This is a genomic window from Corynebacterium sp. UMB6689, assembly GCF_030215295.1.
Taxonomy (GTDB): domain Bacteria; phylum Actinomycetota; class Actinomycetes; order Mycobacteriales; family Mycobacteriaceae; genus Corynebacterium; species Corynebacterium aurimucosum.
Window position 1 is genome coordinate 1 of the sequence record NZ_JASOLS010000011.1, and the last position, 12,330, is coordinate 12,330.

The following is a 12,330-nucleotide window of genomic DNA, read 5'->3' on the forward strand; positions in this document are numbered from 1 at the left end:
GCCAAGCGCTTGGCGACGCCCCACCACCCACCAGGGGGTTGCGGGATCGAGGTCTGGGGGTTTGGCCCTGAATGCTGCTCAGCGCGCGCGAGCTGCTCGAATGCGCTAAAAGTAAGCCATGAACAACCTAGGCATCTTTCACTACATAGACACCCACATGGTCGATCTGCGCACGCTCACCAACGACGACCCCCGATGGGGAAAAATTCACGCAAGGAAATTCCATAAGCTCGCGTGGTGCTATGTCATTCCCCTGCACCGATGGCTGCACATGAAACCCTGGGAGCGAGAAACCGCAGAGGTTTATGCCCATGCGCGTGCCGCACCGCGGGCAACTCTCCTGGGCAAAGCGGCTGCTCGCATCCATGGCATCCCTACGCTCACAACGCCGAGCGAGTATTTCGCGACAGTCCCCTCCAACTCCGTTCCCCAAAGGTCCAAGCGCCAATACTTCCGTTACAAGCAGACAAAGCTCAACAATCAAGTCACAGAAGTCCACGGGATCCGGGTTACGTCCCTGGCACGCACAGCGATCGACATCGCGCGTTTCGATGGCTTCGTCGAAGGTCTCGTCGCCGCAGACTACGTACGGTCACGCCGGGTATCAAAGGACACCCTCAACTGGGTTCTTGGCAACATGGGTCGCGTGAAAGGAGTCGCGGATGCCCGGCGGGCCGTGGAGCACAGCGTCAACAGCTCCGAATCTCCCTGGGAGTCTTATGCGCGGGCGCTTATTCTTGACGCGGGCCTTCCCGCGGTTCGCAGCCTGCGCGCCCAATACCGGGTCAATCAGTACTACGCCGACCTCGCGATTAATGGCTGGCTGCTCATTGAAATCGACGGCAATGTGAAATACGAGAACGAGCTGGAAGAGGTAATTCGAGCCGAACACCAACGCCAAAAGGCACTCCTCAACCAAGGCTTTGTCGTCTTACGCTTCTCACCCCAAGAATTGCGCGAAGCTCCAAAAGACTTTATCGCCACCATCGCGCGGCACTTAGCTGCGGGGCCTAGGAACCTTCGCTAGATCCCCAGACCTCGATCCCGCAACTCCCTGGTCGGCGGTGGGGCGTCGGCAAGCGCTTGGCGACGCCCACCTGCAGGTTGCGGGATCGAGGTCTGGGGGTTTGGCTCTACCAGATAGCGGCAAAGGCAACTGCCCCGAGGAGCATCGTCCCCAGCGCAACGGCGGCAAGCGCCGGAGCTCCGGGCAGGGCAGGTGATTCGGCCCGAGCCAGGATCTCGTCAGCATGGCGGAGCTTGGCGGTGGCCAACCACAGCACCACGGCCACCACTACCCCTACAATCAGGGCGGCCCATGGCGCAACGGAACGAACGACCAGCAAACCCGCGATGAGGCCGGCTAGACCCGTGCGCTGCCAGGCTAAGCGGGTGCGCTCGGGTTGGAGGCCGGGATCAAAAAGCTCGCTCACGCTAGCAGCTCGCCCACCAGAATCATCAGGCCGATGATGATCACCACACCAACAATCAACGCCAACGCTGGGCTAGCCGGGAGCGGACGCCCATGGCGCATCGCTCGTTCCGAAGCACCCCAGTGAAACCATGCCACCGCCGGCAGGATTATGGCCACGATCAGCATGATGACGGAAACGACGCGAGTCAGCGTGGTGTTCAGCGGCAGCTCGAAGGTCTCCAGAGCCACACCACCGGCGATAAAGGCTAAGGACGTGCGGATCCACGCCAAAAAGGTGCGCTCATTAGCCATGCTGAAGCGCGGGTCGGGTTCCTCCCCTGTTCCATACACCGAGCCCGGAAAACGTGCCTTCGTCATACGCGCCACTGTAGCGCCCCGCTCCTCGCTCCACAGTGCGAGGCACCCCAAGCACCGCGCTTAGGACTGCGAGAAGGCCTCAAGATCCGCTGGGCTACCGGCGACGACGATGAGGTCGCGGTGGGTGAGCTCGGTGCCGTCGACAAGCGGGCGCCACTGGCCAGGCCCCTCACAGCGGGAGATGAGCTGAACGTTGTGCTCTTCCCACACCTGGTGCAGGTTGAGCGGACGCTTACTTATCGACGCCGGCGGGGTCATCGCCGTCACACCATAGTCGGTGGCGATCTCCGCAAAGTCCTCGAAGCGCCCGCCCAACAGGTGCGCCACGCGGCGGCCCGTATCGCGCTCTGGGCGGATCACGTGGTGCACTCCCAATTGGCGCAGGATACGGGCGTGCGCATCCGAATCTGCCTTGGCCCAGATATCGCCTACCCCCAGTTCCACCAAGTTCGAGGCGGTGAGGATGGAATCTTCCAAATCGGAGCCGATGGCCACGACCACGCGTTCCACTTCATCAACGCCCAGCTGGCGGAGGGCCTCGGCGTCGGTCGTATCCGCGGTCACCGCCTCGGTGAGGTACGCGGCGTGCTCGCGCACGTGCTTCTCCTCGGCATCGATGCCAAGAACCTCCACGCCATGCTCCATCAATTCACGGGCCAGGGAAGAACCGAACCGCCCCATGCCAATGACGACGACCGGCGGAATATTGATGGACGTCTTCTCGCGCCGCAGGGCGCTGAACATGTTAGCCAATGAACGGCCTTTCTTCTGGGTAGCGGTAGCGCAGGCTAATAGTCCGGGCGGCCAGTGCCGCCACGAAGGTGGTGGGGCCTACGCGGCCAACGTACATGATGAGACACAGCATGAGCTGTGATGGTGCGGACAAACTTGCGGTAATACCCGTGGACAAACCCACGGTGGCGAAGGCGGACATGACTTCGAAAGTGACCTGGTCCGCGGTGAACTCGGGGTCCCAGATGCGCAGCGTTGCCACGCCTACAGCAACAACGATCATTCCGGCGGCGGTCAGCGCGAGGGCCTGGCGGAAGGTGGACAGCGGCAGGCGACGGTGCCCGATGGAGGTGTCTTCCCGGCCCAGGAATTCAGAGATCATCGCCGCGCCCAGAACGCATGCGGTCGTCACCTTGATGCCACCCGCCGTACCGGCGGAGCCGCCGCCGATGAACATCAGGATATCCGTGACCATCAGCGTCAACGGATGCGCTTCCCCGTAGTCAATGGCGTTGAAACCGGCCGTGCGGGGCGACGCACTCATGAAAAAAGCGTTAGTGAGCTTCTGTCCCAGCGGCATCCCGTGTAGTACCCCAGAGTTTTCTGCGAGGAAGAAAACAACGGTGCCGCTAAGCAACAAAAACGCTGTGGCACCCAGCGTCATCCGGGCGGTCATGGACATGCGGTGAATGCGTGGCGTGCCACCACGCCAGCGTGTTAGCCGTGCGCGGGCCCGTCGCACGAACTCCGCCAGCATGGGATAGCCCAAGCCACCCGTAATCAGGGCGCAGGCGAGGGGCAACAGGATCCAAGCATCGGCGGCAAAGGAAACGACGCTATCGGAATAGGTACTAAACCCGGCGTTGTTGAAGGCCGAAATAGCGTGGAAGATGCCTTCCCACACCGCGCGTCCTGGTGCTACTCCGTGTTCGGTGGCTAAACGCACGCCGATAAATACGGCAACGATGGCCTCGCAGATCAGAGTCATCACCAAGGTAAGCAGCAAGGCGCGGCGAATTCCGCCAGAGACCACGGCGCGGCCCTCCGCAGCACTAGTTCTGCGAGCTTTGAAGCTGATGCGTCCGGTCAGAAGCATGCCCGATAACGACGCCAAACTCATGATGCCGAGGCCGCCCAGCTGGATGAGCGTAATAATGACCACTTGGCCGAAGGGCGTCCAGTAAGTTCCGGTGTCCTCCACCACGAGACCCGTCAAAGAGACTGCCGAGGTAGCCGTAAAAAGTGCCGGCAAGAACGGAGTCCACTGTGGAACGTTGGCGGAAATCGGCAGCATAAGAAGCACCGTTCCCACGAGGATAAGCAGAATAAAGCCCGCGGCGGTGAGCCGAGCTGGGCCCAGGAAATGACCGCGTTTCACAGCGCTTCAGCTTACCGCTGGGTGCCGTTTCACGGGACCCCACTAACCTGTGAGTATCTCCAGAGTTTTATGTAAATAGCATCGGCTGCACCGTGCGGTAAGCACTACATCAGCTTGGTCTTTTCCAAGGTCTCCACCCAGCCATTGGTGAACTTCTCCAGCGGCTTGTGGAAGACCACGCCCAACACGAGCATCGGTACGGCAAAGAGCAAGAGGGCAAGCAGCGACAGCCAGAAGTCACCGTGGTAGGTTCCGGCGATGGCCGCGCGGAAGGCGCGGATGGTGTAGGTCGCTGGCAACCAGGGGCTAATGTTCTGGAACCACTCCGGAAGCACCGGCAATGGGTAAGCACCGCCCGAAGAAGAGACCTGGATGACCAGCATGAGCACCGCTAGCGCCTTGCCCGCGTTGGCAAACGACACCACAAAGGTGTAGCAAATCAGCATAAAGATGAGCGAGCTTATCCAGCCTGCCAGCAGCATGAGGATCGGGTGCGCGGGCTCGATGCCTACGAAGAAGATGAGGCCCAGGATGAGCATCGTCGACTGCACGAGGCCGACCGCCGCGAAAATACCGAAGCGCCCGAAGAAGCGCTGCATCGGCGAATACTTGTCCTTGTCCACAACGTCGGTGCGCACGCTCACTGCGGTCAGCAGCGCACCCACCCACAGCGCCAGGGCGGTGTACATGGGCGTCATGCCGGCGCCGAAGCTCTTGACCGGGTAGACCGCTTGCCTGTCGACGTCCACTGGGGCCGCAATCGCACGCGCCAAGGCGTCCGGATCTGAACCAATAAGGTCCGCGAGTTTCTTCAGATCCCCGGATTCCGCAGCGGAATCGATGTCCTTCTTTAGATCACCAAACTTGTTCGCCTTGTCCTGCAAGCCAGAGGCGAGCTTCTGTACCGCATCCCGGGCATCCGTCAAGGAAGAGGAATCAATGGTGACGGGAGTCTTCGCGGTATCCAGATCCGCGCTTACCTGGCCCAGGGAATTCTGCAGCGCGCGCAAGGATTCACGCAGACCGGAGGTGGAGATTCCCTCCACTGCCTTCTTGGCATCATCGAGGCTGGAGAGATCCGGCTTCGTAGGTTCGGGTGCGTTGGCGGCGGCCGTAAGGCGCGCGTGAAGGGCACGCTCGGCGTCGATAGCGTCCTCGATCCGGCTGAGCGCTTTCTCCTTATCCCCTACGGGAATCGGGAGGGCCTCAATGTGGCCATGCAGGTTCTGGTACTGCGCAATGGTGCCTTCTACCTGGCCGGCCAAGGTGTTGAGCGCGGCGACGCGGTCGGCGCGGGAGGCGGAGGCGTCGTCGTAAAGCGCATCAATGCGTTGGCGCACCACATCATAGCTGGCGCTGGTCGCATCGAGGGATTGTTGCAGCGCATCCGTCGAAACATTGAGTGAGGAGGACTGGACCTCCGGCAGCTCCAGGTCCGCCGAGTCCGCAATGCGCTGGGCGCTTTCCATGAGCGGAACCGCGGTATCCACAAGTCCAGCCAAGGAACGCGCGGTACGTGCCGCCATATCCAGCTGGGTCTGCACACCATCCGCGCGCGCCTGCATCCGGTCCAACACGGCCTTGGTATCGCCCTGGCTCAAGAAGTCGGAGAGTGAGGTAACCAGGTCGAAGGAAACATCGCCGACCGTCGTGGTGAAGGCCTCGGCCACCTGCGCCGACACGCCCTCTGCACCCTGACCTGTAATCTTCGGCGCCAGCGCATTCTTCTTTTCATTCATATAGAAGGACAAATCCGCAGGCTGGGAACCATCCGTGTAGAAGTTCATCATGTCGGTACTGAAATCTTCCGGAAGCACGATGGCTGCGTAATACTCACCGGACTTGGTACCTTCTATCGCCTCATCGGAGGTGGTCACAACCCAATCCAGCTGCTCGTTTGCACGTAGCTCATTGAGCACCTGGTCGCCGACGTTGATGGGCACCGGCAACAGATCGCTTTTGTAGCCGGTGTCCTTGCTGGCCACCGCCACCTTGAGCTGGCTGGTGTTATCGAAGGGATTCCAGCTGGCCAGAACGTTAAACCAGGTGAACAGCATCGGGATAACGACGAGGCCCACGAGCATCACCGCGCTCATCACGTTGCGGCATGCGGTGCGCATGTCATTCAGAAAAAGATCGAGTGTTCCACGCATTAGTTATCCCCCTCCGTGGACTCCGCGCCAATGCGCGCTGGATGTTTGATGTCATCCTCATCCAACGTCACCAGCTCTGCGGACTGCTTCAGGCTAATGCGCAGGTACTCCAGGGTGACCGCGGCGATAATGATGAGGAAGCACCATGCCGTCCAAATAGCCAGAAGCAGCGGCTTCTGGTCGGGCAAGAGACCCGAGACGACGATGAGGATCACCACTCCGATAACACCGGCGATGCCCACCAGCTTGAGCCAATAGCCCCAGTTGTGCGCGCGGCGGTCCAGATCCTTCTTCAGGCCACTGCGGCTATCCAGCGCCTGGATGACGTCCGCGATGCGGTAGCCGGAGCCCACAACCTGCACGTTTTCATAGTCAAAGAGCTCAGTGTCCCGCAGCTCGCGGTTGAAGATGACATTGAAGTGCGCCAACGCCTTACGCAGCAGCAGGCCGAAGACGAAGAACAGAATGAACATGAAGGCGAGCACGGCCATGTTCTTGAAATAGTGGTTCCCATAGAACCCACCGATGGTTTCGCGCATGGCATCGATGCCGTACGTGAATGGCAGTAGTGGGTAGATGGTGTGGAAGAAGTTGGGCAAAAGCTCAATCGGGTACAGGCCCGAAGCACCCGGAATCTGGATAATGACAAAGACCACGCAGAGGCCACGTCCCAGGTGTCCCAGGGATGAGGACAGTGCGTAAATAATGCTCAAGTAGGCCAGTCCCACGAGTATGCCTGTCAGGACGAAAGCCGGCGCATTCACGGTCTGCACGCCAATGAGCAGATCACCGACGGTCACCGTGATGGCCTGGATGATAACCATCAACGCCATGAGGAGGAAGCGGCCCAAGTAGGCCTGGCCCACTGTGACGCGGTCGAAGCCTTCCTTATCCACCTCGACCCGGAAGATCACCATGAGGACGAAGGCACCAATCCACAGGGAGAGGTTGGTAAACAGCGCCGCCATGGCGGAGCCGTAGCTGTCCACCGGGTACACGGTTTCGGTCTTCAGCTCGATGGGTTCGGCAAAGAACCTACCGATTTCTTCCGCATCCAGCCCGGTGACATCTTGAACGACCTTGGAGTTCATTGCGGCTCGCAGCGAGCCCACATCACCCTGCATCGCGCGCAAACTGTCCTGCAGGGCAAGGAGGTTGGCATCGAAATCGGACAAGGTGTCCTTCGTGGCACGCAGCTGCTGGGCCACACCATCTAGGAGACCGTCTGCCTCCTGCATGGTGCCCTTCTGGGCTTCCAGGGTGGAGCTCAAAGCGCTCGCCATGGAGCTCAGGTTGCTCATGGCACGGTTGATTTCGGGCACGGCGGACGTCACGGTATCGCGCAGCGTCTGCGAGGTGGCCTTGGTATCGGCCGCCGCTTGGTTGATGGCGTCCGCGCTAGCCTGCACGTTATCCGCCGCGGCCTGCGTATCCTTGCTCAGCGCACTGAGGTTTCCCACCAACTGGCGGTTGGATTCATTACCCTCATCAAGGCGCTGGATGGCGTCATCAATTTCCTTAGCCACCTGCGGTGAGAGTGTTGCGGAATCGCGCAGGGCTTTAAGCTGCGCAATCGATTCTGCGCTCGCATCAATGGCGGTATTAGCCCGCTGCGTGGCGTAATCGAAGCGGTCACCGGCCTGGTTCAGGCCAGCGGTGACATCAGCGATGGATTCCTGCGCCTGGGCGGTGCCGTCCGCCACCGCAGTCGCACCGTTGACGAAAGCGCCGGTGGTCTGGTCGGTGAAGTCCCCAATACCACCTTGGGCCTGCTCGACCAGGGAGGAGACCTCGGCGAGGGCGGTTTGGGCGTCGCCCAGCGCAGCACTCACATTGGCCACCGTAGACTTAGCTCCCAACGTGGAGTCAGCAGCGGCGTCAAGCTTTCCCTGGATCCGCGCGAGGTTCTCGCGGTTGCCGTCAATCTCCTGCGCGGTCTCCCCAAAAGAGGAGCTGGTGTTGTTCATCGCGCGCGTGACTTTTCGCTCAAAGTCGGTACCGGTGTCCTTGACGTTCTCCGCAGCGACGGTGGCCACCTGCTCCTTAAAGGCCGCCGTGATCTGCTTGTCCAGACCATTGGCACCGGTATCCGTGATCTTGACGGCGATGGCGTTGTTTTTCTCGTTGACGCGGTAGACCAGCTGCGGCTGCGTGAACTTCCCGTCGAGCATGCTCACGAGGTTCTCACTGAAGTCCTCCGGAATCGTCACCGAGGCATACACGTCTCCCTCTAAAAGGGCTTTCTCGGCTTCGTCGCGCTCAAGGAATTGCCAGCCTATCTGGTCATTCTTTTTCAGTTTCTCAATGACCTCGCTGCCAACATCAATGTCCCCAGTGAGCTCATTGTTAGCACCCTTATCCTCGTTGACCACGGCCACCTTGATGTTGTTGGTATGGCCATAAGGGTCACGAAAAGCCGCGATGTTCACCCATGAATACAACGCGGGGGTGATGATGAGTCCGATGAGGATGATCCACGCCCTGGGGACGCGGCCAAGCCTGGCTACATCTCTGATAAAAATCTTCCAACTTTGGCGCACTGAAGGCAGTGTACCCGTTGAAGCTTCGAGTCTCTAACCTGCCGAAACCCATAACGTAATTTCCATGATTAACAATTAAAGGTTGATATGGTTTGCTAAAACAAAACCCTTGCCCACACCCCGCCAACTTGTATTGATAAACAAATTTTTCTAGCACTTTCACTACCCACTACAATCGGCGGCCATGATTGAAGTCGCAGCCGTCGTCATCCGCAACCCGCAAGGCCACGTGCTTACCGTGCGCAAGAAGTCCTCCACCAAGTACCAGCTGCCCGGCGGCAAGCCTGAGGCGGGCGAAGCGCTTGTCGACGCCGCCCTGCGCGAAGTCGCCGAAGAAGTAGGCCTCACCCTCGACGCCGAGAGCCTCAACGAACTCGGCACCTTCGACGCTCCCGCCGCCAACGAACCGGGCGAGGTCGTCGTCGGCACCATCTTCACCTGCACCCGCACCATCACCGCCGACGAACCCCAGGCGGCCGCCGAAATCGGCGACACCGCCTGGGTCAACCCAGCGGCCCCCGACCGCGAGCTTGCGCACCTGTTGCGTGACCGCGTCTTCCCCGCGCTGGCTGGGTAGGTCCGTTTTCGTAAATAAGGCCTCAAAATCTCAAAAATCAGGGCCTTAGATGCGAAAAGGTACCCCGAACGGGGACAATTGGAGAGACTTGGCTCCAGATGACATCATGTGTCACGTTTTCTACAGCGACCAGCGACCGCCAGTGCCCCCTCGGCTAACATAGACTGCATGAATGCTAAGGCTGAACTCCCCTCTTTCGATTGCGGAGGGCCGGCTCTTATCGATCTCAACGACAAAGAAGCCGTGTGGGAAGCACTCGATGCCCACTAGAAGTCAGAAATGCCTATCTAAAACAACAAAACGCAGAACCCGAGCCACCGGTGAAACGATGACTCGGGTTCTGTAGTTTGCGGAGACGAGAGGATTTGAACCTCCGGACCTACGCAAGTAAGTCAACTCCTTAGCAGGGAGCCCCATTCGGCCGCTCTGGCACGTCTCCAGCGATTCGCAATGAATCGTCCATCACTCTACCTGAGCGCTTCCCCTATGGACAAAATGGGGCTTCCCTATTCTTTCCCTGAAGCGCCGCGTGCAGCTTGAGGGCAACGTAAAGAGCCGCGCAACGCCAGCCATCATCGAGCACGCCGGGCCCGAGAATCTCACGCACGCGGTCTAGGCGGTAGTGCAGTGTAGCGCGGTGGATGTAGAGCGCAGCGGCGGTCGCGGAGACATTGCGGGAATGCTCAAAATAGGTCAGCAGGGTGTGCCAGTAGGAGTTGCGGGGGTCGTCGAGAAGCACCGCGGCATCCGGGCTCATCTCCGCCACCGTTGCTGAGGTCAGCTCCCATCCGCGCAGCAGGCGCCACGCGCCCGCCTCCTCCCAGCGCAGCGAGTCCTGGCCGCAGAGTTTGGCCACGTCCGCCATGAGTCGCGCCTGCGGGGCCGTCGGCGCCGAGCCGCGGGCCACTACCTCGGCGCCGGCGACGAGCGACGCACTCTGTAGCTCCTCCATGAGGGCCTCGGTGTCCTTGTCATCGCGACGGCACTCGACAAGCACGAGGGAATCATGAGAGTCCGCGACCAAGAAGGGCCGGCGCACCAGCGGGCGGGCAAGTTCCACGGCCACCGCGCGCTGATCGCCTTCCACCAGCACGCGATGCACGGTCAGCTCGCCATCGGAGGGCAAAAGATCGCGCTCACGCGCCCCGGCCAGCGCGGCCAGATCACCGGTAAGCACCTCGCGGGCCAGCTCACCGAGCTGTTGGGCGCGGGCGGCGAGGGGCGCATCGCGTTCGTCGATAAGCCTGGCTAGCGGAGCCGTTAAAGAACCGAGGCGGACCAAGGGGGCATCACCCAGCGCGGGCTCATCAATAATCCAGAGGTAGCCCACGAGCCGATCCTCGTGGCGCAGGGGGATGACCACGCGGGGCAGCATGTCATAGCGCGGGTTGGCGGGCAGGCGCACCGGCAACACAGCCTCCTGAATACCGAAGCTCAACATCCACGGGATCGGCTCTGGGGGCGGGGTGCGGTTAAGAATAGAGGCCGCACGGTTCTTATCGATGGCACCAATCTGGGCACTGGCGGCAATCACCGCGATGGCGGGGGTAGTCACCTCGACGGAGCGCTGCAGGATCTGGGCGCATTCGTCGACGATATCCTGAATGCTCGTCAGCTGCGGGGGTGTCACTTTTGACATATGTCAAAGATACTTCCGAATATTGTCTAGTGACAAACAAAACTGTGGTGCGCAATAATCTCCTACAGTTCAATGACTCACGTCACAGATATACGTTCATGAAGGGCGTCTACATGACCACAACCAACAATTCCGTCAGGGCACAGGACGTTGTCGCCAGCGACAACGCCAGTACAGACGACGGCCTGCAGCGCGGCATGAAGTCGCGCCATCTGCAGATGATCGCTTTTGGCTCGTGCATCGGCACGGGCCTCTTCTTAGGCTCCGGCGCCTCCATCCAGGAGGCCGGTCCGGGTGTTATCGCCGCCTATGCCATCGGCGGTTTCATCATCTTCCTCATCATGCGCATGCTCGGTGAGATGGCCGTGGAGCACCCCGTCGCCGGCTCTTTTAGCGCCTACGCCCGCGAATACATCGGCCCCATCGCCGGCTTTGTCACTGGTTGGAACTGGTGGTTTACCACCATCGTTGTCGGCATGGTGGAGCTTACCGCCGCTGGCACCATCATGGATTTCTGGTTCCCCGGCATCCCGCACTGGCTCACCGCCCTCGTCGCTCTCGTCATCGTCACCGCCATCAACCTGGTGCACGTCGGCGCCTTCGCCGAGGCAGAATTCTGGCTTTCGCTCATCAAGGTTGCCGCGCTCATCCTCATGATCGTCGTCGGCGCGGCCATCATCTTTGGCCTCACCCCGGAGCCGGCCCTGGGCTTAAGCAATATCACCGAGCACGGCGGTTTCTTCCCCAACGGTGCCTCCGGTGTGCTCTTTTCCCTCGTCGCTGTTATTTTCTCCTTCGGCGGCATCATCTCCATCGGCACCGCCGCGGGCGAGGCGCAGGATCCCGCTAAAAGCCTGCCCAAGGCCATCAACAACGTGATCTGGCGCATCCTCATCTTCTACGTCGGCGGCATCGGCATCATCGTGCTGCTCGCTCCGTGGAACGAACTCGATACTTCCACCTCACCCTTCGTACGCGCGCTGAGCACCCTAGGTATCACGGCTGCCGCCACGGGCCTCAACCTCATCGTGCTCGTCGCCGCCGTCTCCGTGTTCAACACCATGACCTTCTCCGGCGCGCGCATGTTGCGGGATCTCTCCCGCGGCGGCCAAGCTCCGCCCTTCTTCAACTCCGTCAGCGCTAAGGGCGTGCCGGTTCGCGCCCTGCTCTTCAACTCCCTGCTCATGGGTTCTGCCGTGCTGCTTAATTTCCTCTTCGAGGGCAAAATCCTGATTGTTCTCCTCGCCATCATCGTGGGCGCGGAGCTCATCTCCTGGTCCGCCATCGCCGTAGCTCACCTGAACTTCCGCAAACGCTGCCCGGATGCTGCTTTCCGCGCGCCCCTCTACCCCATCGCTAACTACCTGTGCTTGGCCTTCTTCGCCCTCGTCATCGCTTTGATGTTCATGCTGCCGGACTACCGCACCGGTGCCATTGTCCTACCCTGTTGGATTGTGACCTTGGCACTCATCTGGCTGGGGAAGAAGCGCCACGACGCACGAAACACATAGAAAGGACT

General features: G+C 60.5%; 10 protein-coding genes and 1 tRNA gene. 3 read left to right on the top strand and 8 right to left on the bottom strand.

Features of this window, described 5'->3' with window-relative positions:
- Window positions 1–118 precede the first annotated feature (118 nt).
- Window positions 119–1,027, top strand: a complete 909-nt coding sequence (locus QP363_RS07435) for a DUF559 domain-containing protein (protein WP_284763770.1) — start codon at window positions 119–121, stop codon at window positions 1,025–1,027.
- Between the two features lie 106 nt (window positions 1,028–1,133).
- Here the strand turns inward: QP363_RS07435 and QP363_RS07440 are convergent, their stop codons facing one another.
- The 6 genes from QP363_RS07440 to QP363_RS07465 all read right to left on the bottom strand — a co-directional run bounded on the left by QP363_RS07440 (window position 1,134) and on the right by QP363_RS07465 (window position 8,595).
- Complete coding sequence (locus QP363_RS07440) at window positions 1,134–1,433, bottom strand: DUF202 domain-containing protein (protein ID WP_070717063.1); 300 nt, start codon at window positions 1,431–1,433, stop codon at window positions 1,134–1,136.
- Window positions 1,430–1,792: a YidH family protein gene (locus QP363_RS07445; RefSeq protein WP_046648866.1), complete on the bottom strand. Its 363-nt coding sequence runs from the start codon at window positions 1,790–1,792 to the stop codon at window positions 1,430–1,432. Before QP363_RS07445 ends, QP363_RS07440 begins: the two co-directional genes overlap by 4 nt.
- Before the next feature lie 60 nt (window positions 1,793–1,852).
- Window positions 1,853–2,536 (bottom strand): TrkA family potassium uptake protein, encoded by a 684-nt coding sequence (locus QP363_RS07450; protein WP_070510746.1) that lies wholly within the window; start codon window positions 2,534–2,536, stop codon window positions 1,853–1,855.
- Window position 2,537: 1 nt separating this feature from the next.
- Window positions 2,538–3,902 carry a TrkH family potassium uptake protein gene (locus QP363_RS07455; protein ID WP_070444299.1) on the bottom strand — a complete coding sequence of 455 codons (1,365 nt, stop codon included), beginning with the start codon at window positions 3,900–3,902 and terminating at the stop codon, window positions 2,538–2,540.
- A gap of 104 nt (window positions 3,903–4,006) precedes the next feature.
- Window positions 4,007–6,055 (bottom strand): YhgE/Pip domain-containing protein, encoded by a 2,049-nt coding sequence (locus tag QP363_RS07460; protein WP_070710745.1) that lies wholly within the window; start codon window positions 6,053–6,055, stop codon window positions 4,007–4,009.
- Window positions 6,055–8,595 carry a YhgE/Pip domain-containing protein gene (locus QP363_RS07465; protein WP_284763777.1) on the bottom strand — a complete coding sequence of 847 codons (2,541 nt, stop codon included), beginning with the start codon at window positions 8,593–8,595 and terminating at the stop codon, window positions 6,055–6,057. Before QP363_RS07465 ends, QP363_RS07460 begins: the two co-directional genes overlap by 1 nt.
- Before the next feature lie 184 nt (window positions 8,596–8,779).
- Between QP363_RS07465 and QP363_RS07470 the strand changes: the two genes are divergently transcribed.
- A complete protein-coding gene (locus tag QP363_RS07470; RefSeq protein ID WP_070645465.1) occupies window positions 8,780–9,172 on the top strand; it encodes an NUDIX domain-containing protein in 393 nt (130 codons plus the stop codon).
- 350 nt (window positions 9,173–9,522) lie between these two features.
- Here the strand turns inward: QP363_RS07470 and QP363_RS07475 are convergent.
- A tRNA-Ser gene (locus QP363_RS07475) sits at window positions 9,523–9,611 on the bottom strand.
- A gap of 45 nt (window positions 9,612–9,656) precedes the next feature.
- Window positions 9,657–10,811 carry a CdaR family transcriptional regulator gene (locus QP363_RS07480; RefSeq protein WP_284763778.1) on the bottom strand — a complete coding sequence of 385 codons (1,155 nt, stop codon included), beginning with the start codon at window positions 10,809–10,811 and terminating at the stop codon, window positions 9,657–9,659.
- 113 nt (window positions 10,812–10,924) lie between these two features.
- On the opposite strand from QP363_RS07480, the gene QP363_RS07485 reads away from it, so the two are divergent.
- Window positions 10,925–12,322, top strand: a complete 1,398-nt coding sequence (locus QP363_RS07485) for an amino acid permease (protein WP_083313821.1) — start codon at window positions 10,925–10,927, stop codon at window positions 12,320–12,322.
- Window positions 12,323–12,330 lie beyond the last annotated feature (8 nt).